We start from the raw sequence: 23,815 nt of genomic DNA, 5'->3' as shown, positions 1-23,815 counted from the left end.
TGGCGGGTGAAACTGGTGCTCGCAAACAGAAGGAGGGGTGTATGCGAAAAACCGCTTGTCTCGTCATGGCGGTCGTCGCGTCAGGGGTGCTGATGGCGGCTCCGTCCGCCGAGGCCGCCCGCCGCGAGAACGTCACCAAGACCTTCGACGTCACCTTCGCGAAGCAGTGGGACTCCAAGAGGTTCTCCCAGAACGCGGGCACTGACACCTTCAAGTGGCAGTGCCTCGGCGTCCCCGGCGAGCCCTACTACTTCGAGATCTACAAGTACGACACCATCGTCAGCCCGCCGAGAAGGGTCCTCGACAAGGACTACAAGTGCAAGATAAAGGACGACGAGGGGAAACCGCTCATCATCACCGAGAGCGTGCAACTCGAATACGGCGTCTACACGCTCCGGTTCAGTAAGCCGCCGGGCCCCGACGGCATCCATGTCAAGGGCACGGGCACCTACCCGAAGCAGACCGACTGATCACCGCATTCCGGCGGTACGCCGCGTCCCGGCGTGCCGCCGGGACGCGGCGGCGTTCTCTCAGGCCGGTGCGCCGGCGCTGAAGGGCGGCTCGGGAGGGTCGGCGCCTTCGCCGCCGCCCGCGACCCTCACCTCCCAGGAGGGCTCCGCCGCATCGTCGAGGTGGAGCCACACGTACACGGCGGGGTAGGGCTTGCCCACCGGATCGAGAGGCGGGTCGGTGGCGGCGGAGGCGAGGCGCTGGGCCAAGATGCCGGCGTATCTCGTGGCGAACTGCTGACGGAGGCCGACCTGCACCACGGTCGTCGCCCGGTCGCCCTGCCAGACGGTGAGTTGGTCGCCGGTCACCCCGATGCTGGTGATGGTGTCCGAACGGATGAGGTGGATGTCTTCGGTCACCAGCCAGACCACTGGAGAACTCGTGAACGCGTCAGGCTCCATAGCAGCGGAGCCTAGAGGCGCTCCACGCATCCGAAAAGGTGTGCGGCGCTCCGATACGCGTGCGGACACGTGGCTCCCGGCCCCGTGACGAGCGGTGTGGCCGCTCTCCCTGTGCGGCACTAGCGCGGATGTCCCCTTTCGCCAGTATTGTGTGCGGGCTCGCGACTCGACCTGGGGGCCGGATGGGAACGTCAGCAGAGCCGGAGGCGGACTCGGGGGTGCGGCGCTGGCTGCTCCAGGGGCTGCACCGCCCGGGGCACAAGCCGGGGCCGCACAAGAAGCAGCCGCACCACGAGGACGCGCCGCACAAGCAGCACGCCTGGTGGCAGGTCATGTGCCTGACCGGCGTCGACTATTTCTCCACGCTGGGCTACCAGCCGGGCATCGCCGCCCTGGCGGCCGGGGCGCTGAGCCCGATCGCCACCCTGCTGCTGGTGGCGCTGACCCTCTTCGGGGCGCTGCCGGTCTACCGGTCGGTGGCGGGGCAGAGCCCGCACGGGCTGGGGTCGCTGTCGATGCTGGAGCGACTGCTGCCCGGCTGGCGCGGCAAGCTCCTGGTGCTGTTCCTGCTCGGCTTCGTCGCCACCGCGTTCATCGTGACGATCACGCTGTCGGCCGCCGACGCCACCGCCCACCTGCTGCACAACCCGTTCGCCCCGGACGCGGTCGCGGGCTGGCAGATCCCGGTCACGCTGGTGCTGATCGCGGCGCTGGGCGCGGTCTTCATGGTCGGGTTCAGCGAGGCGATCTCGATCGCGGTCGTCCTGGTCGCGGTGTACCTGGTGCTGAACGTCGTGGTGGTGGGGACGGCCCTGGTCGAGGTGGCGTCCGACCCGGGGCTGGTCACCGACTGGAGGCACGCGCTGACCGCCGACCACTCCAACCCGATGGTGATGGTCGCCGTCGCGCTGTTCGTGATGCCCAAGCTCGCCCTCGGGCTGTCCGGGTTCGAGACCGGCGTGGCCGTGATGCCGCTGGTCAAGGGCGACCTGGACCGGCGGATCCAGGGCGCGCGCAAGCTGCTGACCACGGCCGCGGTCATCATGAGCGTCTTCCTGATCACCTCCAGCTTCGCCACCAGCGTGCTGATCCCCGAGAAGGAGTTCGAGGAGGGCGGGAAGGCCAACGGCCGGGCGCTGGCCTACCTCGCGCACGAGCACCTCGGGGAGTGGTTCGGCAGCGCCTACGACCTCAGCACGGTCGCGATCCTGTGGTTCGCCGGCGCCTCCGCCATGGCCGGGCTGATCAACATCGTCCCCCGCTACCTGCCGCGCTACGGGATGGCCCCCGACTGGACCCGCGCCACCCGCCCGATGGTCCTGATCTTCACTCTCGTCTCGTTCGCCATCACCCTGCTGTTCGGAGCGCAGGTCGAGGCGCAGGGCGGCGCCTACGCCACCGGCGTCCTCGCGCTGATCCTGTCCGCCGCGGTCGCCGCGACGCTGGCGTCCTGGAAGCGCGGACGCCGCCGCGCCTCCGCCGCCTTCGGCGCCGTCACCCTGGTCTTCACCTACGCCACCGTCGCCAACATCATCGAACGCCCCGACGGCCTGGTGATCGCCGTCGTGTTCTGCGTCGCGATCGTCGTCACCTCGCTGATCTCCCGCGCCACACGCTCCACCGAACTGCGCATCACCGACGTCGAGTTCGACGAGAAGGCCCGCGAGCTGCTCGACCGGTCAGGCGAACTGCGGATCATCGCCAACGAACCCGACGAACGCGACCGCCAGGAGTACCTGGACAAGGCGCGGGAAGCCTGGGAACTGCACCGGCTCCGCGCCGAGGAGGGGCTGCTGTTCCTCGAACTCACCGTCTCGGACGCGTCGGAGTTCGAGTCCACCGTGCGCGTCACCGGCGAGGAGCGGCACGGCTACCGCGTCCTGAGCACCGAGGGCCCGAGCATCCCCAACGCGATCGCGGCGATCCTGCTCCACATCCAGCACGAGACGGGCAAGCAGCCGCACGTCTACTTCCACTGGGCCGAGGGCAACCCGATCGGCGCCCTGCTCCGCTACCTGGTGTTCGGCGGCGGCGACGTCCCACCCATGACCCGCGAGATCCTCCGCCAGGCCGAACCCGACATCGAACGCCGCCCCATCGTCCACGTCGGCTGACGTCTGGGCCCCGTGGCTATCGCCAGAGGTAGTCATAGCGGGCCGGCGCCGGAGCGACCTGGACTCGCCCGTCCCTGACCTGCCATTCGATCTGGTGCCCCTCCTCGTGGAAGACGAGGAAGAGCCCGCAGACCCGGTCGCCGTCCTCGTCGGCGGCGGGGAGGGCCGCGATCTGCCGGACCTGGTCGAGAACATCGTCGGAACCGGAGGAGCGAACCGCGCGGGCGTAGCACGCCGCGTCGAGCCAGCCGCCTTCCGGAAACGCCCACCCCGCAGGGTCCCCGTGGCGGATGATGCGCTCGGCCTCAGTCCTCTGCCCGTGAAACTCCAGCCACCCGCGTATATAGACCCAAGCGCTCATACCGCCATGATGCCGAGGACACCTCCACGAGCAGATCGGAGTCCCGTGAGCTGGTTGCCTCCCGAGGAGTACGTCCGGACGCTTCCGAACGCCACCATGTACGCCGCCCTGTACTTCACCGACGTCGACGGTGATCCCCTCCTCCTGCGCTCAGCGCTGGGCGTGGAGACCTGGCAGTTCCCCGGCGGCAACGTCGAGCACGGCGACGCCACTCCGTTCGCCACGGCCGTCCGGGAGTGCAGGGAGGAAACCGGCATCGAGTTCGACGGACCGCCCGTCCTCCTTCTGACGCACTTCCTCCCACCCCACCCGGGATGGCCCTGCGCGAAGATCGGGTTCGTCTTCGACGGCGGAACGCTCACGGACGCCGAACTCGGCCAGATCGTCCTGGACCCGTCCGAGCACACCGAGTGTCTCGTGCAACCGCTCGGCGCATGGAAGGCGACGATGAGCCCGCGCTCGTTCGCCCGAGTCGCCGCCGTCCACGAGGCCAGAAGCAGTAGATCCGCGAAGCTCCTCTGCGAACCCCACCCGACGGCCCCGTAACCCGCTCGAACGATCTGGCCACTCGGCCTGGCGTCGGCCGCGCCCGCTTCGTCTCAGGGGAGGCGGAAGGCCAGGAGGGTTTTGTCCTGGGCGGCCACCAGGGTGCGGTCGCGGGTGGCGAGCGCCCATTGCCTGGTCGGGGAGGGGGTGGAGACGGGGTGGTTCCAGACGAGTTCGCCCGTCTCGGCGTCCCAGCCGTAGAGCCCCGCGCCCGTGGCTCCGGCCACCCCGGTGCAGATCATTCCGCCGGCGGCGACCAGCGGGGCGGTGCGGGCCGCGGGCGTGTCGACGGACCAGACCCGGCGGCCCGTGCGGGCGTCGAGCGCGATGAGCCGCGGGTTGTCGAGGATATAGGCGTGCTTCCCGCTGACCAGGAGGCTTCGTTCCTGCCCGCCGGGTGAGGTCGGTGTGTAGGTCCACAGCTCCCGGCCGGTGGACGCGTCCAGGGCGTACAAGGTCGGGCTGCCGGTGTAGACCGTCCCGGCTGCGACGGTGAAGTCCTGCGAGAGCTGCCTTTCGTCGTGGGGCTCCGCCGCGGCCTTGGGAAGCTCGACGGCCCAGAGACCGCGGCCCGTGTCGGCGGCCCGCGCCTCGAGCCTGACCCCCGACGGGTTGCGGAAGATCAGGTTCCCGCCGCCCTCGGGGACGGAGGTCAGGCCGCCCTCCGGATCGGCCCAGCGGACCGCGCCCGTCGCGGTGTCGAGCCCGACGAGCAGGCTGTCGGCCCCGCGGGGGGTGCCGATCGCGACGAGGGTGTGGTTCGTGATGCCGTAGAGGAGGCTGAAGAAGGTCTCGGAGGGCCACTCGTAGGCCCAGAGCCGGCTGCCGGTGGCGGCGTCCACGCCGAAGACCGTCCGGTCCCGGCCGGTGATGACGAGTTTCCCGTCGTCCGGCCCCAGCAGCTCGGGGAAGTCGTTGCCGGCGGCCACGTCGCTGCTCCACCTGACCCGGTGGGACTCGTCCATGGCGATCAGCCGGTCCTCCTCGTCCGGGATCCCATAGATCATGCTGGGTCCGGTGACGGCGACGGAGAACCTGCTGGACCACAGCTGTCGCCCGGTCTCGAGCGAGTGCCAGCGGTACACCGGCCCCTCGTCGTGGGGGACGACCGTCCGGGAGAGGACCTCGACGGCGAAGCGCCGGTCGCTGAGGTCGCCGATCGTCGTCCGCCACAGCGGCTTCGGCGGGGCGGGCCTCCGCCCGGCCCCGCCGTCGGCCGCGGCCAGTGCCGCGGCCGTCCCCCCGCCGACGACGGCGAGTCCCGCGGCGGCGGCGCCGCCGAGCAGCAGCCGCCGGCGGGTGCGGGCCTTGGCGATCTCGCGCAGATCCAGGAGGAGCGTGTCCTCCCGCTGCCGCAGCTCCTCGCCGAGGGAGCCAGGAAGCCAGCCGGGGGCCACCGGCTCGGCCGCCAGAAGCGACGGCAGCAGTTCGGTGGGCGGACGCTCACCGGGGTCGCGGCTCAGGCAGGCGGCCACCATCCGCTCCAGGGACGCCGGCACGCCGTTCAGATCGGGCGCCTCGTGCAAGGTCCGGTGGATGATCGCGGGCAGCTCGTCCCTGCCGAAAGGGGGACGGCCGGTGGCGGCGAAGGCCAGCACGGCCCCGAAGGCGAACACGTCGGCGGCCGCGGTGAGCGTCCCGCCGCGGATCTGCTCGGGGGACATGTACCCGGGGGAGCCGATGATCTGCCCCTCGGAGGTGAGCGCCCGCGTGGACCCGCGGGACGCGTCATGGTCGGCGGCCCTGCTGATGCCGAAGTCGATGACCCGGGGCCCGTCCTTGGCCAGCAGGATGTTGGCCGGTTTGAGGTCGCGGTGCAGCAGCCCCGCCGCGTGGATCGCGATCAGCGCCTCGCCCAGCCCGGCGCCGAGCGTGCGCAGCAGCGGCTCGGGCATCGGCCCGTACCGGTCGACCGTCTCCTTCAGGCTGAGGCCGTTGACGTACGCGGTCGCCAGCCATGGGACGGCCCCGTCCGGCTCGGCCTCGACCACCGGGCTGGTGAACGCGCCGCTGACCCGCTGGGCTGCCGCGACCTCCGCCCGGAACCTCGCCCGGAACGCCGGATCCCCGGCGAGCTCCGGCCGCACCACCTTGATCGCCACCGCCCGTCCGGCCGGGGACGCGGCCAGGTACACCCGTCCCATGCCGCCCTCGCCCAGCCGCCGCAGCACCCGGTACCCGCCGATGCGGGCGGGGTCTTCGGGCCCTGGCCGGGCCGTCACGAGGCCGCCCGGAAGCAGAGCAGCCGCTCATGATCGGTCGCGAGGACCGACGAGCCGGACACGGCGACGTCCCATTTCCCGGCGCGGGGGACGTCGCCCCAGTGCGCCCACAGCCCCCGGCCGGAGGCCGTGGCGGCGAAGACGCCGCCTTCGAACGCGACCGCGACGACATCGCCCGACGCCGCGTCGTGCCCCGACTCGGCGACGAACTTCTCCGGACCGGCCAGGGACCACGCGGGGGCCCCCGTCCCGCGGTCGTGAGCGTGCAGGTCGTCACCCCGGAAGATCACCTTGCCGGCCGCGGGCAGGACGGAGGGGAACTCCGCGCCGGCGGTCCGCGACCACACGCTCTTCCCACCGGCCGTGTCGACCGCCTGGAGCGTATCGGCGAAGTTTCCGAACACCCTGCCGCCGGATACCGCGATGCCCTGGGTCAGCCACTCACCCCCGTCTTTGGACCAGTCGACGGTCCAGCGCCTGCGGCCGGTGACGAGGTCGACGGCGAAGAGCGTGTGCTTCACATTGAGGTACAGGCCGTTCCGGTCGGCCGCGCCAGAGGCGTCCGAGTCGGCGAGAGGGAACCGCCAGCGGGCCTTGCCGCCGGCGAGGTCGACGGCCCACACGACAGGGACGCCCTCGTCCGAGTACGTCCCCGACTGCAGCAGGGCCGCGCCGTCGACCACGCCGAAGACGGCGCGGGGAAACGCGCCCTCGGGCATCGGCAGATGCGTCGCCTCACCCGATGCCGCGTCGACCAGGCTGATCGTCGACTTCCCGTCGAGACCGCCGCCGTTCGGAAGGACGAACGTCGACCCGTGGACCGCGCAGCCGGCGAACATGCTGACGTCCGCCGTCCACAGCCGCCGCCCGGACGCGGCGTCCACCCCGTATGCCGCGTCTTCGCCGCCCCACAGCACGACACCGCCCGCGACCAGCACGTGCGATTTGTCTGACCCGACGGGCGCGGGCGGGACGAAGGTCCACGCCGGCGCGGGCGCCGAGGCGATGGCGGTCCCGCGAGGCGCGGGCTTCGCGGGCTTGGACTTCCCGCCCGCCAGCGCCCAGCCCGCCGTCCCCGCGCCGATGCCGGTCACGGCGACCGCCGCCCCGGCGGCCAGCCCCAGCACGCGCCGCCGCCGCAGGCCGTCGGGGACCGTCTCCTCGATCCTCGGCAGCGGCGGCGGCAGCGTCACGGGCCCGGACGCGACCCGGTTCGCCTCGGCCTCCCTCGCCGCCAGGTCCCGTCGCAGGGCGGGGGAGAGGAGCGCAGAAAGATCGGCGGGGGTCAGCGCCGCGAGGACGTCCGCGAGTGGAGGCCGCCGGGCCGGTTCCTTGGCCAGGCAGGCGGCCACGGTGCTCCGCAGCGACGCGGGCAGCCCGTCCAGACGGGGCTCGCCGTACATGATCTCGTAGAGCAGCGCGCCCGGGTCGCCCTCCCCGAACGGCCGGGCTCCCGTCGCCGCGTAGACCAGCACGCCCCCCAGCGCGAACACGTCCGCCGCAGGCCCCGCGTCCTTGGCGCCGGCGATCTGCTCGGGCGCCAGGTACGCCAGCGTGCCGATCATGCCGCCGGTACGGGTGATCTGCGTGGCGTCGACGACCTTGGCGATCCCGAAGTCGATGATCCTGGGCCCGTCCTCGGCCAGCAGGATGTTGCCGGGCTTGAGATCGCGGTGCACCAGCCCCGCCCTGTGAACGGCCTGCAGCGCCTCGGCGAGCCCCGCGCCCAGCGCGCGGACGGCCGGCTCGGGCAGCGCCCCGCCGTCCTCGACGGCCTCCTTCAGCGTGGGCGCGGGGACGAAGGCGGCGGCGAACCACGGCTGCGGCGCGTCGGCGTCGGCGTCCAGCACGGGAGCCGTGTACAGCCCGCTGACCTTGCCCGCGGCGGCGATCTCACGCCGGAACCGCTCCCGGAAGCCGGGGTTGTCGGCGGCGTCCGGCCGGATGAGCTTGAGGGCCGCCAGCCGCCCACCCGGCGATCGGGCGAGATAGACGACCCCCATCCCACCGGCACCGAGCCGGGCGAGAACCCGGTACCCGCCGACCCCAACGGGATCCCCCGCCTGGAGTGGCCCCATCCCGCCCCCACCTCGACAGAACAAACCTGTCTGTAAGAATATCGGATCGGCCTAACCCCAGGGAGTGCCCCAGCCCCCGGTCGAGGTCCCTCTAACGGGAGCGCCCGCTGTCGGCCGGATCGACTTCGAGCTGTGTGCGGATGTCGAGTTCATCGCAGAACGCGTGATCGCTGCATCACCCGACGATGCTCACGGCGTCTGGGGCAGTGACCTGGAAGCACAGATAGACCCGCGTGTGGCTGGCACTGACCAACCTCTGGTCGACTGTTGCGTGGGCCGAGACGTCCGGCTTCAACACCACCACAGACGCACTCAAAGCCGGGTGACCCTGACGGCGCCGCCCCCGCGGCAGCCAGTTCGACTGACGCCAGCAAACGCGTCACCCCACACGGCCCAGACGCGCGCCGCCCCAGACCCCGAACGGGAACGTTGCTCGGGTGGTGGGCCCACTGGGTCCTGCTCCTGCGCTCGGTCTTCCAGCGCATCCGGAACAAGACGAAGGTGGACGTCGACCTTCCTACCTGATCTCGGTCGGGCTGGCGGGATTTGAACCCACGACCCCTGGCACCCAAAGCCAGTGCGCTACCAAACTGCGCTACAGCCCGCACACCACCGCCGAACGCGATGACGCGAGAAGTGTAGTCCCGATCGGCCCCCGCCCGCTCCGCCCCCGGCACGTCCACCCCGAAGACCCTGTACGCTACGGGATGGCGATCGAGGCCCATCCCGAGCCCGGAGATCGCCTAGCGGGCGTAGCTCAATGGTAGAGCCCCAGTCTTCCAAACTGGCTACGCGGGTTCGATTCCCGTCGCCCGCTCTTTTATATCCCCAGGTCAGAGCCCTGTGGGGCGATCTTGGACGCCCTTCTGAAGATCATTTGTCACCCATTTGTCACTGGGATCTGGCATGCCTGGGCGGCATCCTGGTTCAACTGCCGTACTTCGTGATCATGGTCTGATCGTCCCTGGCGGAGATCAGCACGGTGGCGGATCTTGCGTCCTCAACACGGCCCTCCGCTCCCGAACGTGCCCCAGCCGTCATGCAGCTGGGCCGTCGGCGCGTCGGGGTCGATGATCTGCCGGGTCGCGAGTGGATGCCGTCGGCGCCGATCATGACGTCCGGGCCGAGCCGATGTCTTCGCCCAAGTGCTGAAGACGAGGGGGACCGTGCCGACTGGGCGCGGTGGACCCACTCGGCACGGTTCGGTTGGTCAGGCCTTCCCCGCTGACGACGGGCCGGTGTGGCCGCCGTAGGTGGCGATTTTGTATTCGGTCGCCGCCAGCGACAGGGTGAGCTCCTTGAGTTGGCGGCGGATCGTGTCGCGGTGTTCGAGCAGCAGGTCGAGGCGCTCGGGGACGGTGTCGTCGCCCTCGTCTGCCAGCCGCATGTAGTGCTGGAGGTCGCGCATGGCCATCCCGGACAGGCGCATGCGGGTCAGGAACACCAGTCTCCGGACCGCCGCCGCGTCGTAGCTGCGGTGGCCGCTGGCGTCGCGGGCCACCTCGACCAGCCCGATCCGCTCGTAGTAGCGCAGCGTGTGCGGCGACATGTCGAGCAGGTCGGCAACCTCCGTGATGGTCATGGGGTCGGTGGCGGCGCCGACGTCGACGAGGCGGTGGATCACCTCGACCGACATCGGGCCATCGACCTCGTCGAGGGCGGCGAGCGCCCTCGACATCAGATCGTCCGTGGCCATGGCCACACTCTAGATCGGCCGGGCGGATGCGGCGGCGCCGGGGAAGTCGGCGGCACGCGCGGTAGGGGCCCAGCGTTCGAGCTCCTCCAGGTTCTGCCGGTAGGACCTTCCGATGCGCTCGACCGCCTCACGCCCGAGCGGAAGGCGCAGCGGCAGCTCGTCACCGGCGACCAGGTCCACGATGATCTCCGCGGCCCGTACCGGATCGCCCTCCTGCATCCCGTCGGCGCCCACCATGTCGTTGCGGACGGCCCCCAGCAGCCCGGCGTACGCGGCGCTGGCGTCGGCGACCCCGAGCACGTCGGGCGCGTTGAACGAGGTGCGGAACCGGCTCGGCTCGACGATCATCACTCGGACCCCGAACGGCGCGACCTCTCCGGCCAGCGCCTCCGACCAGCCTTCGAGCGCGAACTTGCCGGCCGAGTACGCGCCGACACCGGGGAAGGAGATGCGCCCGCCCTGGCTGCTCATCTGCACGATCGTGCCCGACCCCTGCTCGCGGAAGTGCGGCAGGACGGCCCGCACGAGCGCCGCCGGCCCCAGAAGGTGCAGTTCCAAAGACGCGCGGAGCTCCTCGTCGCCGACCTCCTCGGCCGCGCCGACGACCCCGCGGCCGGCGTTGTTCACCAGCACGTCCACCCGCCCGAACCGGTCGACCGCCGCCCGTACGACGTCCCCGGCGCGCCCGGTGTCACGCACGTCGAGCTCGGCGACCAGCACCTGGTCGCGGTGGGCGTCCGCGAGGTCGGCCACCGACCCGGGCCGCCGCACGGCCAGCACCACGTTGTCGCCCCGCCCGATCGCGCACTCGGCGATGGCACGGCCGAAGCCCGCCGACGCGCCGGTGATGATCCATGTCCGCTGAGTGCCTGGTTGAGATGTCATGCCGGTGACGCTAGGAGTTCGAGCGCGCTCGAACGCAAGCACGGCGTCCGCGTCCCGTTCTGCGCACCGTCGGGATGTTCGCTCGGTGGCGGTGCATCGTGCGAGGTCGGAGCCGTGCTGGTGCGGGGCTCAGCCGCCTAGGGGGCAACGTCGCGAGCCTTTGCGCTGCGCGCTGTTGCGGCTCGACTGCGCGCTGGAAGGCAGTCGGCCGGATCCCAAGGCGCTGATGCGAGGGCTGCGGTCGGTAGCCGTAGTCACCTCGTTGGGGCAACCGGAGGGGGGAACAATGCGTCTGACTGTCGAGACCGCGGCTCGCGCCATGAGGCGAGATCCGCCACGACGGTTGGAGCCACGATGACCGCACCTAAGAAGCGCATTCCTGGACAGACCAACGCCGAGTATGAACGACGCCAGGATCCCAACGCGAAATTCATCGGAGCGCAGTCGCTGCAGGGTGGCGGAGACCCTTCTTTTTCGATCAGGGCCTCTCAGGCTTTCCTCGCTTGGCTTGACCGTCGCAGGGGCCGCAAGTCCCGTTAGGTGCGCCGCGGCCCGCAGCTCCGGCCTCATGCCGACAGAGGCGGGGGCGGGGGGCGGAGCGGGGGTCGTCACCTACGCCTCGTACCTCGGCTGCGGGGGCGGCGGACCGTGCCGACCGCGCATCGCCGCTGCCCCTTGGCTGGGGAGGTCGGGACATTTCGGCTCGTGTATGCGGCGAGGCGAAACAGGGACGTGACAAGAGCTGCGGGCGAAGACGCGCATCGTGCTCAGTGAGTTGAAGACGGCCAAGTCGCGACGACGCGCTCGTGCTCACAACGCAGATCATGGGCCTTCGTTTCCCCGAAGTACGGCGTGACATGGGCGGCGAGCGCGTAGGCGTTGTCCGGGCGCCTGCCTTGCCTTCGGCGATGCGGGTCTCGGCTCGGGCGGAATGAACTCGAATCTTTTCCCCGGCTCGTCGAAGAAGGCGATCACCGGAACTTCGTAAGTGGTCTTCGCTCCCCGCCTTTCGACGTGGCGGACCACTATGGCCGAGTGTGTATCCCTGTGCGCCGGAGGCGTCTCCTTTTCATGAAGTTGTAGATCAGGGCGGGAAGGATCAACAGATAGATGATGATCACGATTTCCATGTTTCCATTGAACGCCGTCCGCGCATCGCTGTCCCGCCGGTCGTGTAGGCGATGCGACGCGAACGGCGCCGCAAGGCATGGGGGACCATCGGTTCATAATTCGGGACGCGGTGTACCGTTATGGGCATGGCCACGGAGACGCAAGCATGGCCGGACGGGCTTGGGGTGGTCCAGGTTCGGATTGCGCGGCCTACAGACAGGCTGGACGAGGTGGTCACGTTTTATAGGGACCACTTGGGCCTGCCCGAGCTCTCCCGGTTCACCGGCCACGCCGGTTATGACGGCGTGATGCTCGGTCTGCCCGGCACCGACTACCACCTGGAGTTCACCTCGCACGCCGACGGGAGCCCGTGCCCGGCGCCCACCGGCGACAATCTGCTCGTGCTGTACTTCGCGGGCGCGGCGCAGATGCACGATGTGGTCGAACGGCTCGCGGCGGCCGGGCACGAACCGGTGCCGGCGGAGAACCCCTATTGGACCGAGAACGGCGCTCTGACCTTCGCGGACCCGGACGGCTGGCGCGTCGTCCTGGTGCCCAAGCCCGTCTTCTGACGGCTGGACGTGCCCGCGATTCGCGCATCGACAGCGCCGTGCCGGCCGCCACCGTTGGACGCGGCGCCCGCACTGGGTGTGCGGACGCCGCGGGGGTCACGTCTGGGTCGCCAGGAGGGTGCGGGCCTCCGTTGCCGCGGTGGCGATCGCCTTGGGGAGGTTCTCGGGGCGGCGGCCGCCCGCGTTCGCCAGCGGGCCCTTGCCGCCCGCGCCGCCGCCGACCTCGCGGGCCGCTCCGGTCAGCAGGTCGCGCGCCTGGACTCCGGTGGACGCCCCGGCCGCCGCGACGAGGACCGCCTTGCCGTCCGACTCGGTGCCGAGGACGACGAGGCCGCGCTGGTCGCGGCGGGTGAGGACGCCGGTCGCGATGGTGCGCAGGTCCGCGCCGGTCAGGCCGGGGACGGTGTGCGCCACCAGCCAGCCGCCGGGGACGGGCTCGGCGAGGGACGCCAGGCGGTCGGTGTGCCGGTCGAGTTCGGCGCGGTGCAGCTCCTCCAGGCGGCGCTGGGTCTCCGCGAGTGTTTCCAGGCGTTGCCGGAGGCGGTCCGGGGCTTGGTCGGGACGGACGTTCAGCAGCGCCGCGAGCTCCTTCAGCAGCAGCGCGGTGCGGTCGTGGTGGCGGAGGGCGTCGGCGCCGGTGAGGGCCTCGATGCGGCGTAGGCCCGTGCCGATGGAGGACTCGCCGACGATGTGGACGGGGCCCGCCTGCGAGCCGTGGCCGACGTGGGTGCCGCCGCAGAGTTCGCGGGAGGCGTCCCCGATGTCCACGATGCGGACGTCGTCGCCGTACCGCTCGCCGAACAGGGCGATCGCGCCCGCGCGCTCCGCCTCCGCCCGGGTCGCCTCCCAGACGCGCACCTCGGGGTCGTCCAGGAGGTAGTCGTTGACGAGGGTCTGGACGCGGTCCGTGTCGACGGGGGAGAAGTGCGCGAAGTCGAAGCGCAGGCGTCCGGGCTCCACGCGGGAGCCCTGCTGCGCCGCGTGGTCGCCGAGGGTGCGGCGCAGCATCGCGTGCAGGACGTGGGTCGCGCTGTGCGAGCGGGCGGTGGCCGCGCGGCGGTCCGCGTCCACGATCGCTTCGGCGTCGTCGCCGGGACGGATTTCGCCGTCCACGATGCGGACGGTGTGGACGTGCAGACCGTCCAGTCCCGGGCGGGTGTCGACGACCTCCAGGGTCGCTCCGGACGTGCGGATCGTGCCCGTGTCGCCGACCTGGCCGCCCGACTCCGCGTAGAACGGGCTGTGGGTCAGGATCACCTCCAGCTCGTCGCCCCTGGTCGCGGTGGGCACCTCGCCGTCCGGGCCGAGGAGGGCGCCGATCTGTGTTTCCGCTGTTTCGGACGTGTGGCCGACGAAGTCGGTGAGGCCGTGCGCCGCGGCGACGCGGCGGTAGAGGTCCTGCCGCGCGACCGCGCCGCCCTTGCGGCCCTGCCCGGCGCGGTGCGCCTGGCGGCGCTGCTCGTCGAGGAGTTCGGCGAACGCGTCCTCGTCGACCGTGAGGCCGGCCGAGCGCGCCGCGTCGACCGTGAGGTCGATCGGGAAGCCGTAGGTGTCGTGCAGTTCGAAGGCCGTCCGCCCGGAGATGGCGGTGGTGGCGCGGCCGATCGCCGCGTCGAGGAGCTGGGAGCCCTGGCGCAGCGTCCGCTCGAACGCCTCCTCTTCGGCCCGGACGACCTGCTCGATGAGCTCGGAGCGCCGGGAGAGCTCCGGCCAGGCGTCGCCGAGGTTGCCGACGACGCTGGAGGTCAGCGCGGGCAGGGTGGGGCCGTCGATGCCGAGCCTGCGCGCGTGCCGGATCGCGCGGCGCATCAGGCGGCGCAGGACGTAGCCGCGGCCGTCGCGGGCGGGCATGACGCCGTCCGCGATGAGGAACGCGACCGAGCGGGAGTGTTCCGCGACGACTCGGAAGGACATGGAGTCCTCGCCGTCGCGGCCCGGGTAGGCGCGGCCCGCCATGTCCTGGACGAGCCGGAACGTCGGCGCAAGCAGATCCGTCTCGCAGACGGTGTCCACGTCTTGCAGCACCGCCGCGAGCCGGTCGAGACCGAGCCCCGTGTCGATGTTCCGTGCAGGGAGCTCGCCGAGAATCGGGTAATCGTCTTTGCCGGAGCCCTCGCCACGGAGGTTCTGCATGAAGACGAGGTTCCAGAGCTCCTGGTACCGCTCGCCGTCCACCGCGGGTCCGCCTTCGCGGCCGAAGGACGGCCCCCTGTCGTAGTGCAGTTCGGAGGACGGCCCGCAGGGGCCGGGGATGCCCATCGACCAGTAGTTGTCCTCCATGCCGAGCCGCTGGATCCGCTCGGAGGGGACACCCACGCGCCGCCAGAGCCGGACGGCTTCGTCGTCGTCCAGGTACACGGTGACCCAGAGGCGTCGCGGGTCGAGGTTGTAGTGGCGGGTGAGCAGTTCCCACGCCCAGGCGATCGCCTCCGCCTTGAAGTAGTCGCCGAAGGAGAAGTTGCCGAGCATCTCGAAGAACGTCGCGTGCCGCGTGGTGCGGCCCACGTTCTCGATGTCGGACGTGCGCGCGCACTTCTGCACGGACACGGCGCGCGGGTGCTCGGGCGTGGTCTCGCCGAGGAAGTACGGCTTGAACTGGTTCATGCCCGCGTTCGCCAGCAGCAGCGTGGGATCGGACGGGATCAGCGGGCTGGACGGCACGACGCGGTGGTCGCGCTCCTGGAAGAAGCCCAGGAAGGTCGAACGGATGTCAGTCGAGCGCATGGGACGGCCTCACGAGGTCGATGGGATGACGGCGCACACCGCCGAGCCGGGCCGGGCACGTCTGCACGTTCCCCAGCTCGGCGCGGCTAGCTCGCCGTCCCACCTCGTGAATGACCATCGCCATCCACGTTACCGCCGGGCGTCCTCCGCCTGCACGTCCATTTGGCGGGCGTCGTACTCGGCGCGGGCGGCGTCGATCTGGCCGAGGTGGTCCTCGGCCCAGGCGACGAAGGTGCCGGCCGCGTCCATCAGCGTCGCGCCCAGCGGGGTGAGCGAGTACTCCACGCGGGGCGGGACCACGGGGTAGACGGTCCGGGTGACGATGCCGTCGCGCTCCAGCCCGCGCAGCGTGACGGTGAGCATCCGCTGGCTGATGCCGTCGATCTCGCGCCGCAGCTCGGTGAACCGCTTGGTGTGCTCGCCGAGCACCGCGATGACCTGCAGCGACCACTTGTCGCCGATGCGGTCGAGGATCTCGCGGGCGCGGCAGCCGACGGCGGTGTGCTCCATTGGTTCCCTCCAGGTGACCGGGGCAGAAAAAAGTGCCTTCTTGTGCCGGATAACGGGTTGTCCGCACCATGGAAGCGGTTCCCGAAAGGAACTGCCTTACCTTCCATAACCGTAGGAGACACCATGACGGCCCAGCTTGTCGAGATCCCCGGCTACGTCGCCGGGACCTGGACCATCGACCCCCTGCACTCCGGGGTCGGCTTCACCGTCCGGCACCTGATGGTCAGCCGGGTCCGCGGCCGTTTCGGGACGTTCGAGGGGACGATCGTGACCGGCGCCGACCCCCTCGACTCGTCGGTGACCGCGACGATCGACCTGGCGTCGGTCGACACCGGCAACGCGCAGCGCGACGAGCACGTCAGGTCGGCCGACTTCCTGGACGTCGCCGAGCACCCCGCCATGACCTACCGCTCGACCGGCGTGCGCCGCGACGGCGAGGACTTCGTGCTGGACGGCGAGCTGTCGCTGCGCGGCGTCACCCGGCAGGTCCCGCTCCGGCTGGAGATCGGCGGCTTCGGTCCCGACCCGTTCCGGCAGGACGACCCGTCCAAGGGCGCCCGCTCCGGGTTCACCGCGACGGGCGAGCTCAGCCGCCTGGAGTTCGGCGTGGGCGAGGCGACGACCCTGGCGGGCGGCGGGCTCGCGCTGAGCGACAAGATCCAGATCGTCCTGGAGATCGAGGCGGTCCTGCAGGACGGCTGACCCGGCTCCGCGGAGACGACGCCGCGTCAGCCCCGGAGCAGGGACGGGAGCGCGTCCAGCGTCGTGATGCGCGCGACGTCCAGGGGGCCGGGGGACGGGCCGCCGGACCGGTCGAGCCACACGCCGGTGAGGCCCGCGGCGGCGGCGCCCTGCGCGTCGACGACGAGCCGGTCCCCGACGTAGGCGGCCGCGTGCGGTTCGGCGCCGAGGGCCGCGCAGGCCGTCAGGAAGATCCCGGCGGCGGGCTTGGCGGCGTCCGCCTCGCTGGAGGCGACGACGACCGGGAGCCGGGCGGCGAACCCGATCCGCTCGACCTTCAGGCGCTGCTGGGCGGCGTCCCCGTTGGTGATCACCCCGAGCCGCAGGCCGCGCGCCGCGAGGGCGTCGAGCGCCGGCCCGGCGTCCGGGAACGGGCGCCAGGCCGCCTGGTAGCGGGCCACGTACCCGGTGAGCCACGCGTCGGCGCGGGCGTCGTCCCAGTCGCCGAGGCCGAGCTCCCGGGCGAGGGTGACGATCCGGAGGCGGCGCTGCTCGGCGAAGCTCAGCTCGCCCGCCAGGTACCGGTCGACCGCCTGGTCGGTGAGCTCCGCCCAGCGCGCGGCGAGGGGCGCCGGGTCCTCGTCCGGGAACATCCCGACGACGGCCCGGCGCGCGGCGTCCTCGTGGTCGAGGAGCGTCCCGTCCAGGTCGAACAGCACCGCCGTGATCATGAGAGGAGGCCGAGGAGCGCGGCGGTCGGCTCGGCCTGGACCTGACGCGGCGTCCAGTTCTGCAAGGAAGCTCCCAATGTCGTCGAACCCGCTCAGCCGAACCCGTGTGATTGGGCGAGTACCCGCGCCGCCTCCATGACCGACGCGCGGCGGCGCGCGAAGGTGGCGGCGTCGTCCTCCTCGTCCAGGATCACCCGGCGCAACTGCGGGACGGCGAAGTTCCACGCGATGAGGCCGAACACGGTGAACATCAGGTCCTGGACGGCCCGCGTGCGGTCCGGGTCCGCGGGTCCGCCGCCGCCGTGCTCCGTGAAGCGCGCGGCCTTGCGCCGGAACTCCTCGCGGCGCTCCGCCTCGCCCTGCACCTGGCCCGAGGTCTCCAGAGCCTCCCACAGAAGCAGCCTGACCAGCTCCGGGTGCTCCCTGTACCAGTCGAACAGCCGGCCCACGGAGTCCGCCAGGCCGTCCGGATCGATGTCGGACGCGTTGCCGATCTCCGCCATCTTCGCGCGCACCACGGCGCCGAACAGCTTCTCCTTGCCGCCGAAGTACAGGTAGATGGCCTGCTTGTTGGCCCGTGCCTCGGTGGCGATGCGATCGATCCGGGCGCCCGCGAGCCCGCGCGCGGCGAACTCGGCGGTGGCGGCCTGGAAGATCCGCCGGCGGGTCGCCTCCGCGTCGTAGCCCATACGCGGATTAAACCACCCGGTTGACTTCGGCCGGTCCGGGGCGCATTCTAAAACAACCAGATGGTTTATTTTGTGGAGGACGTATGACCACGACCGAAGCGCCCGTCCTGGCCCGCTCACCGCTCCCGGCGAGCCTCGCCGGCCGCACGGCGGTGATCCTCGGGGGCAGCTCCGGCATCGGCCTGGCCGCGGGGGAGCTGCTCGCCTCGGCCGGTGCGCGGATCGTGCTCGCGAGCCGCGACAGGACCCGGCTGGACGCCGCCGTGGCGCGCGTGGCCGCGGCCGGGACCGCGGTCCAGGTGCTGGGAGCGGCCGCCGACGTCACGGACGAGAACGCGGTGGAGGAGGTCTTCGAGCGCGCCGGCACCGTCGACCACGTGCTGGTGACGGCCGGGCGCCCTGTCGGCATGGGGCCGCTCACCGGGCTCACCCGGGACGTCGTGCGGGACGCCGTCGAGGGACCGGCGTGGGCGGTGCTCGCCGTCGCGCGCGCCGCCGCCCGCCGGATGCCCCCGGGCGGGTCGATCACGCTGACCTCGGGCATCCTCGTGACGCGTCCCCGTCCGGGGATGTCCGCGCCGGTGGCGGCGGGCGGCGCCGTCGAGACGCTCACCCGTGCGCTCGCCGTCGAGTACGCGCCCGCGCGCCTGCGGGTCAACGCGATCCGGTTCGGGGCCTTCGACACCCCTCTGCTGCGGACGGCCTACGGAGCCGCCTCCGGCGCGGAGGGCGACGCGGCGATGGCCGAGGCGGGCGGGTCCATGCCGCTCGGGCGGTTCGGGACGGCCGAGGAGGCCGCCTCCGCCGCCCTGTTCCTCATGGCCAACACCTACGTGAACGGCGAGATCCTCACGGTGGACGGAGGCCAGTCCCTGCTCTGAGCAAGGGGCGGGCCCCTGACCGGCGTCCGGTTGGTCAGGGGCCCGAAGTCTCGGCTGTCTGAGGGGGCTGGGAGTACCCCTTCTGCGAACAGCTCAGCCGAGACCGCTCTTGATCGCGGTGATCAGCTCACCGCCCGTCGTGTCGCCGCTGAGTTCCCAGAAGAAGGCGCCGCCGAGACCCTGGTCGCCGGCGAAGCCCATCTTCCCGCGGATGGTGGACGGGGTGTCGTAGCTCCACCACTCGCTGCCGCACTTGCCGTACGCGGTTCCGGCGACCGTGCTCGTCGCGGGGCACTTGCCCTTCAGGACCTTGTAGTCCTCGATGCCGGCCTCGTAGGTGCCGGGCGCGGCGCCGGTCGCGGCGCCGCCCGGCTCGGACTGGGTGACGCCCGTCCAGCCGCGGCCGTAGAAGCCGATGCCGAGCAGCAGCTTGCTCGCCGGCACGCCCTTGGCCCTGAGCTTGGAGATCGTGTCGGTGCTGTTGAAGCCCTCGTGCGGGATGCCCGGGTAGGACGTGAGCGGCGAGTGCGGCGCGGTCGGCCCCTTGGCGTCCCAGGCGCCGAAGTAGTCGTAGGTCATGGGGTTGTACCAGTCGACGTACTGGGCGGCGCCTCCGTAGTCGGTGACGTCCATCTTGCCGCCGGCGCTCGCGTCCGCGGTGATCGCCGCGGTCACGAGGTTGCCGGACCCGAACTTGGCGCGGACCGCGGCCATTAGCTTCCTGAACGCGTCCGGCCCGCTGGTGTCGCAGGTCAGCCCGCAGGCGTTCGGGTACTCCCAGTCGATGTCGATGCCGTCGAACACGTCGGCCCAGCGCGGGTCCTCGACCAGGTTGTAGCAGGACTCGGCGAACGCGGCGGGGTTCTGGGCGGCCTGGCCGAAGCCGCCGGACCAGGTCCAGCCGCCGAACGACCACAGCACCTTCAGGTCCGGGTGCAGCTTCTTCAGCTTGCGCAGCTGGTTGAAGTTGCCGCGCAGCGGCTGGTCCCAGTTGTCGGCGACGCCGTCGACGCTCTGGTCGGCGGTGTAGGCCTTGTCGTAGTCGGCGTAGGAGTCGCCGATCGCGCACCGGCCGCCCGTCACGTTGCCGAACGCGTAGTTGATGTGCGTCAGCTTGGCGGCCGAGCCGCTCGTCTCGACGTTCTTGACGTGGTAGTTGCGCTGGTAGACGCCCCAGTCGGTGAAGTAGCCGACGACCTTCTTCCCGCCGCCTCCGGGGTTGCCGCCGCCGCCCTCGTCGGTGGTGACGGACACCGGCGCCGACGCGGGGGAGGTGTTCCCGGCGGCGTCCTTGGCCTTGACGGTGAAGGTGTAGGCGGTCTTGGCCGAGAGCCCGCCGACGGTCGTGCTGGTGCCGGTCACCGACGCCGCCTTGGCGGAGCCGTTGTAGACGTCGTAGCCGGTGACGCCGACGTTGTCGGTCGACGCGGTCCACGCCAGCGACACGCTGGTGGCGGTCTTGCCGGTGGAGCGGAGGCCGGACGGGGCCGAGGGGGCCTCGGTGTCCTTCTCGGGGGGCGTGGAGCCGTCGCAGGTCGCGCCGTTGATCGTGCAGCCGGTGAACCAGCCGGAACCGGTGCCGCCGAACCCGAAGCTGGTGCTCGCGCCCGCGGCGATCGTGCCGTTCCAGCCGGTGTTGGCGAACGTGTAGTGGTTCCCGGAGACGGTCTTGGTCGCGTTCCAGACGTTGCCGACGGACGTCCCGGACGGCAGGTCCGCCTCCAGCTTCCAGCTGCTGATCGCCGAGCCGGTGCCGTTGGTGATGGTGCAGTTGCCGTCGAAGCCGGTGCCCCAGTCGGAGGTCTTCTTGCAGGTGGCGGTGACCGCCTGCGCCGACGACGCCGGGGGCGCCGTGAGCAGGGCCGCGGCCGCCGCGAGTGTCGCTGCGCCGGCGAGCGCGATGGCCCGCCGTCCGCCCGGTCGTGACATGGTTCTCCGTTCGGTTCGGCCCCCGAAGCAAACAGGAATCCCCGCCAACTCTTAGGAAAGTTTCCTAAGAATTGGGCCGATCGTAACCGCGCCGAACGGCGCCGACAAGGGCTCGCGGGAGACCCGCGGACGCCGGAACGAGTGGTCTAAGCGACTGCCTGGACTCATACGGTCACCGGGCGCGCAGAAAAATCAGGACGCGCCGAACCATCCCGGCATGTCGAGCCGCCACAGGTCCGCGGACGTCATCCGGCGGAGATCGTCCTCCAGGGCCCGCATGCGGTCGGCGCCCAGCGTCCGGACCCAGTCGCCCCGGATCCGCTCGAAGATCCGCTCGGACCGGACGAGGGAGTCGACCCCCCGCGCGGTCAGCCGGACGATCTTGCGGCGCGCGTCCCGGGGGTCGGCGCCGCGCTCCAGGTAGCCCGCCCGCTCCAGTGACTCCACCATCTTGCCCGCGGCCTGCTTGGACACCCCGAGCCGGCGGCCGAGCTCGACCGCCGTCGTGCCGTCCGGTCCGATGGCCTGGAAGACGAAGCCGTGCATCGGGCGCAGGTCCGGATGCCCCTGCCGGGCCAGCTCGGCGTGCAGCTCGTCGATGATCACGCGGAACGCCAGGAAGAGCCGCAGCGGCAGCTCGAACCCGGGCGCGTCCCGCGGCCCGCCGTCACTTGACATGAAAGACAACCTCGTTGACTATATGGACAACCACATTGTCTAACTTAGGGGACGGGGAACCATGACGCTCATCCGCAACGCCGAGAGCCGCCGGACCGAGACGCCGAACGGCGTGATGACCACGGCCGCCACGCCGACCCAGGGCGGCACCGAGGGGATCGCGGTCTGGCGCGTGAAGGGGACGCCGGGCAAGACCGGTCCGCTGCACGCGTTCGACACCGAGCAGGTGTGGACGTTCCTCGACGGCGACGCCACCGTCGACCTGGACGGCCGCAAGCTGGAGGCGGGCCCCGGCGACACCGTCGTCCTGCCCGCCGACGCGCCCCGCCAGATCACGGCCGGGGACACCGGCTTCACCGCCGTCGTCGCCGCCCACGCGGGCTGCCTCGCCTACGACCCCGAAGCCCTGGTGGACGAGACCCGGTGCGCCATCGCGCCCCAGGGGGACGAGCGGATCGTCCCGCCCTGGGCCGCGTGAGCCGAGGCGGCGGGGATCAGGCGCCCAGGTAGGCCAGGACGGCGAGGACGCGGCGGTTGTCGTCCTCGGACTGCGGCAGCCCGAGCTTGCCGAAGATGCTGTTGGTGTGCTTGCTGATCGCCTTCTCTGTGACGAACAGCTTCGCGGCGATCGCGGCGTTCGAGCGGCCCTCCGCCATCAGCCCGAGCACCTCGCGCTCGCGGGGAGTGAGCTGCTGCAGCGGCTCCTCGCGGGCGTGCCGGGTGAGCAGCTGGGCCACCACGTCGGGGTCGAGCGCGGTGCCGCCGCCCGCGACCCGGCGCACCGCCTCCACGAAGACCTTGACGTCCGACACGCGGTCCTTCAGCAGGTAGCCGATGCCGCCCGTGCTGTCGGACAGCAGCTCCCGCGCGTACAGCTGCTCCACGTGCTGCGACAGCACGAGGACCGGCAGGCCCGGGATCTCCTTGCGCGCGTCCAGCGCGGCCCTGAGCCCCTCGTCGGTGAACGTCGGCGGGAGCCGGACGTCCACGACCGCCACGTCCGGGCGGTGCGTGGTCAGCGCCCTCAGCAGGGACGGCCCGTTGTCGACCGCCTCGACGACCTCGAACCCGAACGCCTCCAGCAGGCGGATCAGCCCGTCCCGGAGGAGGGCGAGGTCCTCGGCGATGACAACGCGCACGGCAGCTCCATGGTCACGATGGTCGGCCCGCCGACCGGGCTCGTCACCGCCATCGTCCCATCGAACGCCGCCAGCCTGCGCTCGATACCGCGCATTCCGCTCCCGGCCCCCGGGTCGGCGCCGCCGGTCCCGTCGTCACCGATGATCATGATCAGCCGGTCCCCGGGGTGCTCGATCTGCACCCAGGCGCGCCGCGCGGCCGAGTGCTTGACCACGTTGGCGAGCATCTCCGCGACCGCGAAGTACGCCGCCGACTCCACCGGGGCGTCGCCGCGCCCCGGCAGGTCGATCCGGACGTCGACGGGCAGCGGCAGGGTGAGGGCGAGGGCGCGCACCGCGCCGTCGAGGCCCCGCTCGGCCAGGACCGGCGGATGGATGCCCCGGACCAGGTCGCGCAGCTCCGTCAGCGCCGTCCCGCTCGCCTCGCGGGCCTCGGCCAGGAGCTTCTGCGCCGTCTCGGGGTCGTGCTTCATCATCTCCTCGGCGAGGCCGATGTTCATGCTCAGCGCGACCAGCCGGGCCTGCGCGCCGTCGTGCAGGTCGCGCTCGATGCGGCGCAGCTCGGCCGCCGAGGCGTCCACCGCCTCCGAACGCGTCTCGGTGAGCCGCTCGACGCGCTCGGCCAGCGCGTCCCGCGTCGGCGCGAGCAGGGACTGGCAGAACCGGGCGTGCGCCTTCAGGAACAGCGGCCCCAGCGGGACGGACACCGCCGTCAGCGCCGCGCCCAGCACGATGGTGCCGACGAAGCCGATGACGCCCCAGTCGCTCAGCGGCCAGAAGGGACCCCAGCCGTAGTCGGTGAGCAGCGACACCCACGGCGCCACGAACACGCCCTCCAGCCCGTAGAGTGTCAGGCCGCCCGCGAGGACGCCGAGGACGAGCGCGACCGGCACGTTCAGGAGCGTCCACAGCAGGTCGCGCCACGAGGCCGGATCGGCGAGGACCCACTTCAGCCGGCCGAACACGCCCGCCCCGGCCGGCTCCGCCCGGTACGGGACGGGGATCCGCACCCCCGACCACCCGGCCGCCCACGCGCGCTGCTGGTTGGCGACCGTCCGGATCGCCTGGAACATCACCGGAGCCAGGACGACCCCGAACCCCAGCGGGATGAACGCGATCGACAGCACGGTCACGATGAACAAGGGCAGGTTCACCGCGTACGCCAGCACGATCTGGACGACCGCCCGCCCGAAACAGGCGAGGGCGCGCCGCCCGTACCCGCGCAGTAGCTCACTCACCGTTCCTCCAAGGGTTCGCCGTGGGACCTCCACCATTGTCATCGTTCGCCCCTCGCGGCTCGGTGGTGCTAGACCCCCTCTTCGTGACCGATGCGGTGGGGTTAGGCCTACCGTCATTCG

21 protein-coding genes and 2 tRNA genes are annotated in these 23,815 nt (G+C 71.6%); 8 read left to right on the top strand and 15 right to left on the bottom strand.

The window, feature by feature from the left end; all coding sequences use genetic code 11:
- Positions 1-41 precede the first annotated feature (41 nt).
- On the top strand, positions 42-470 hold the full coding sequence (locus ABD944_RS26285) for a hypothetical protein (protein ID WP_345180914.1): 429 nt from the start codon (positions 42-44) through the stop codon (positions 468-470).
- Between the two features lie 60 nt (positions 471-530).
- On the opposite strand, the gene ABD944_RS26280 is transcribed toward ABD944_RS26285, so the two are convergent.
- Positions 531-869 (bottom strand): hypothetical protein, encoded by a 339-nt coding sequence (locus ABD944_RS26280; protein WP_345180912.1) that lies wholly within the window; start codon positions 867-869, stop codon positions 531-533.
- A gap of 224 nt (positions 870-1,093) precedes the next feature.
- On the opposite strand from ABD944_RS26280, the gene ABD944_RS26275 reads away from it, so the two are divergent.
- On the top strand, positions 1,094-3,025 hold the full coding sequence (locus tag ABD944_RS26275) for an amino acid transporter (RefSeq protein WP_345180910.1): 1,932 nt from the start codon (positions 1,094-1,096) through the stop codon (positions 3,023-3,025).
- 16 nt (positions 3,026-3,041) lie between these two features.
- On the opposite strand, the gene ABD944_RS26270 is transcribed toward ABD944_RS26275, so the two are convergent.
- Positions 3,042-3,386, bottom strand: a complete 345-nt coding sequence (locus ABD944_RS26270) for a hypothetical protein (protein ID WP_345180907.1) — start codon at positions 3,384-3,386, stop codon at positions 3,042-3,044.
- A 45-nt stretch (positions 3,387-3,431) separates the two neighbouring features.
- On the opposite strand from ABD944_RS26270, the gene ABD944_RS26265 reads away from it, so the two are divergent.
- On the top strand, positions 3,432-3,932 hold the full coding sequence (locus ABD944_RS26265; RefSeq protein WP_345180905.1) for an NUDIX domain-containing protein: 501 nt from the start codon (positions 3,432-3,434) through the stop codon (positions 3,930-3,932).
- A gap of 53 nt (positions 3,933-3,985) precedes the next feature.
- Here ABD944_RS26265 and ABD944_RS26260 read toward each other — a convergent pair whose 3' ends face one another.
- The 3 genes from ABD944_RS26260 to ABD944_RS26250 form a co-directional block, all read right to left on the bottom strand.
- A complete protein-coding gene (locus ABD944_RS26260; protein ID WP_345180903.1) occupies positions 3,986-6,154 on the bottom strand; it encodes a serine/threonine-protein kinase in 2,169 nt (722 codons plus the stop codon).
- Positions 6,151-8,232 carry a protein kinase domain-containing protein gene (locus tag ABD944_RS26255; protein WP_345180901.1) on the bottom strand — a complete coding sequence of 694 codons (2,082 nt, stop codon included), beginning with the start codon at positions 8,230-8,232 and terminating at the stop codon, positions 6,151-6,153. The genes ABD944_RS26260 and ABD944_RS26255 overlap by 4 nt, the downstream gene beginning before the upstream one ends.
- A gap of 531 nt (positions 8,233-8,763) precedes the next feature.
- A tRNA-Pro gene (locus ABD944_RS26250) sits at positions 8,764-8,837 on the bottom strand.
- Between the two features lie 141 nt (positions 8,838-8,978).
- On the opposite strand from ABD944_RS26250, the gene ABD944_RS26245 reads away from it, so the two are divergent.
- Positions 8,979-9,049, top strand: a tRNA-Gly gene (locus ABD944_RS26245).
- 393 nt (positions 9,050-9,442) lie between these two features.
- Here the strand turns inward: ABD944_RS26245 and ABD944_RS26240 are convergent.
- Both ABD944_RS26240 and ABD944_RS26235 read right to left on the bottom strand, forming a co-directional pair.
- Entirely contained in the window at positions 9,443-9,928 is a 486-nt protein-coding gene (locus tag ABD944_RS26240; RefSeq protein WP_345180900.1) for a MerR family transcriptional regulator, read from the bottom strand.
- A gap of 9 nt (positions 9,929-9,937) precedes the next feature.
- Positions 9,938-10,813 (bottom strand): SDR family NAD(P)-dependent oxidoreductase, encoded by an 876-nt coding sequence (locus ABD944_RS26235; protein ID WP_345180899.1) that lies wholly within the window; start codon positions 10,811-10,813, stop codon positions 9,938-9,940.
- Positions 10,814-12,063: 1,250 nt separating this feature from the next.
- Between ABD944_RS26235 and ABD944_RS26230 the strand changes: the two genes are divergently transcribed.
- Positions 12,064-12,495, top strand: coding sequence for a VOC family protein (locus ABD944_RS26230; RefSeq protein WP_345180898.1), 432 nt, complete (start codon positions 12,064-12,066; stop codon positions 12,493-12,495).
- Positions 12,496-12,591: 96 nt separating this feature from the next.
- Here ABD944_RS26230 and alaS read toward each other — a convergent pair whose 3' ends face one another.
- On the bottom strand, positions 12,592-15,219 hold the full coding sequence (gene alaS, locus ABD944_RS26225; RefSeq protein ID WP_345180897.1) for an alanine--tRNA ligase: 2,628 nt from the start codon (positions 15,217-15,219) through the stop codon (positions 12,592-12,594).
- A 129-nt stretch (positions 15,220-15,348) separates the two neighbouring features.
- On the bottom strand, positions 15,349-15,729 hold the full coding sequence (locus ABD944_RS26220; protein ID WP_345180896.1) for a winged helix-turn-helix transcriptional regulator: 381 nt from the start codon (positions 15,727-15,729) through the stop codon (positions 15,349-15,351).
- A 123-nt stretch (positions 15,730-15,852) separates the two neighbouring features.
- On the opposite strand from ABD944_RS26220, the gene ABD944_RS26215 reads away from it, so the two are divergent.
- Positions 15,853-16,431, top strand: coding sequence for a YceI family protein (locus ABD944_RS26215; protein WP_345180894.1), 579 nt, complete (start codon positions 15,853-15,855; stop codon positions 16,429-16,431).
- Positions 16,432-16,457: 26 nt separating this feature from the next.
- On the opposite strand, the gene ABD944_RS26210 is transcribed toward ABD944_RS26215, so the two are convergent.
- Positions 16,458-17,141, bottom strand: coding sequence for an HAD family hydrolase (locus ABD944_RS26210; protein WP_345180892.1), 684 nt, complete (start codon positions 17,139-17,141; stop codon positions 16,458-16,460).
- A 92-nt stretch (positions 17,142-17,233) separates the two neighbouring features.
- A complete protein-coding gene (locus ABD944_RS26205) occupies positions 17,234-17,830 on the bottom strand; it encodes a TetR/AcrR family transcriptional regulator (RefSeq protein WP_345180890.1) in 597 nt (198 codons plus the stop codon).
- A gap of 83 nt (positions 17,831-17,913) precedes the next feature.
- On the opposite strand from ABD944_RS26205, the gene ABD944_RS26200 reads away from it, so the two are divergent.
- Positions 17,914-18,711: an SDR family NAD(P)-dependent oxidoreductase gene (locus ABD944_RS26200; RefSeq protein ID WP_345180888.1), complete on the top strand. Its 798-nt coding sequence runs from the start codon at positions 17,914-17,916 to the stop codon at positions 18,709-18,711.
- A gap of 93 nt (positions 18,712-18,804) precedes the next feature.
- On the opposite strand, the gene ABD944_RS26195 is transcribed toward ABD944_RS26200, so the two are convergent.
- Positions 18,805-20,640 (bottom strand): glycosyl hydrolase family 18 protein, encoded by a 1,836-nt coding sequence (locus ABD944_RS26195; RefSeq protein ID WP_345180886.1) that lies wholly within the window; start codon positions 20,638-20,640, stop codon positions 18,805-18,807.
- A gap of 192 nt (positions 20,641-20,832) precedes the next feature.
- Positions 20,833-21,318, bottom strand: coding sequence for a MarR family winged helix-turn-helix transcriptional regulator (locus ABD944_RS26190; protein WP_345180884.1), 486 nt, complete (start codon positions 21,316-21,318; stop codon positions 20,833-20,835).
- 61 nt (positions 21,319-21,379) lie between these two features.
- Between ABD944_RS26190 and ABD944_RS26185 the strand changes: the two genes are divergently transcribed.
- Positions 21,380-21,796: a cupin domain-containing protein gene (locus ABD944_RS26185; RefSeq protein ID WP_345180882.1), complete on the top strand. Its 417-nt coding sequence runs from the start codon at positions 21,380-21,382 to the stop codon at positions 21,794-21,796.
- 16 nt (positions 21,797-21,812) lie between these two features.
- Here the strand turns inward: ABD944_RS26185 and ABD944_RS26180 are convergent, their stop codons facing one another.
- The gene (locus ABD944_RS26180) at positions 21,813-22,457 is read right to left on the bottom strand and encodes a LuxR C-terminal-related transcriptional regulator (protein ID WP_345180881.1); all 645 of its coding nucleotides are present in this window, start codon (positions 22,455-22,457) and stop codon (positions 21,813-21,815) included.
- A complete protein-coding gene (locus ABD944_RS26175; RefSeq protein ID WP_345180879.1) occupies positions 22,409-23,695 on the bottom strand; it encodes a sensor histidine kinase in 1,287 nt (428 codons plus the stop codon). The genes ABD944_RS26180 and ABD944_RS26175 overlap by 49 nt, the downstream gene beginning before the upstream one ends.
- Positions 23,696-23,815 lie beyond the last annotated feature (120 nt).

This window comes from Actinomadura verrucosospora, from assembly GCF_039540335.1.
Taxonomy (GTDB): Bacteria; Actinomycetota; Actinomycetes; order Streptosporangiales; family Streptosporangiaceae; genus Spirillospora; species Spirillospora verrucosospora.
The sequence above is the reverse complement of the archived record's forward strand: the minus strand, read 5'-3'. Positions and strand labels throughout refer to the sequence as shown.

Coding starts and splice junctions, on each gene's coding strand:
- ABD944_RS26215 (WP_345180894.1), top strand. CDS start 15,853: ATGACGGCCCAGCTTGTCGAGATCCCCGGCTACGTCGCCGGGACCTGG.
- ABD944_RS26285 (WP_345180914.1), top strand. CDS start 42: ATGCGAAAAACCGCTTGTCTCGTCATGGCGGTCGTCGCGTCAGGGGTG.
- alaS (WP_345180897.1), bottom strand. CDS start 15,219: ATGCGCTCGACTGACATCCGTTCGACCTTCCTGGGCTTCTTCCAGGAG.
- ABD944_RS26195 (WP_345180886.1), bottom strand. CDS start 20,640: ATGTCACGACCGGGCGGACGGCGGGCCATCGCGCTCGCCGGCGCAGCG.
- ABD944_RS26270 (WP_345180907.1), bottom strand. CDS start 3,386: ATGAGCGCTTGGGTCTATATACGCGGGTGGCTGGAGTTTCACGGGCAG.
- ABD944_RS26255 (WP_345180901.1), bottom strand. CDS start 8,232: ATGGGGCCACTCCAGGCGGGGGATCCCGTTGGGGTCGGCGGGTACCGG.
- ABD944_RS26275 (WP_345180910.1), top strand. CDS start 1,094: ATGGGAACGTCAGCAGAGCCGGAGGCGGACTCGGGGGTGCGGCGCTGG.
- ABD944_RS26190 (WP_345180884.1), bottom strand. CDS start 21,318: ATGTCAAGTGACGGCGGGCCGCGGGACGCGCCCGGGTTCGAGCTGCCG.
- ABD944_RS26185 (WP_345180882.1), top strand. CDS start 21,380: ATGACGCTCATCCGCAACGCCGAGAGCCGCCGGACCGAGACGCCGAAC.
- ABD944_RS26240 (WP_345180900.1), bottom strand. CDS start 9,928: ATGGCCACGGACGATCTGATGTCGAGGGCGCTCGCCGCCCTCGACGAG.
- ABD944_RS26200 (WP_345180888.1), top strand. CDS start 17,914: ATGACCACGACCGAAGCGCCCGTCCTGGCCCGCTCACCGCTCCCGGCG.
- ABD944_RS26230 (WP_345180898.1), top strand. CDS start 12,064: ATGGGCATGGCCACGGAGACGCAAGCATGGCCGGACGGGCTTGGGGTG.
- ABD944_RS26220 (WP_345180896.1), bottom strand. CDS start 15,729: ATGGAGCACACCGCCGTCGGCTGCCGCGCCCGCGAGATCCTCGACCGC.
- ABD944_RS26210 (WP_345180892.1), bottom strand. CDS start 17,141: ATGATCACGGCGGTGCTGTTCGACCTGGACGGGACGCTCCTCGACCAC.
- ABD944_RS26235 (WP_345180899.1), bottom strand. CDS start 10,813: ATGACATCTCAACCAGGCACTCAGCGGACATGGATCATCACCGGCGCG.
- ABD944_RS26205 (WP_345180890.1), bottom strand. CDS start 17,830: ATGGGCTACGACGCGGAGGCGACCCGCCGGCGGATCTTCCAGGCCGCC.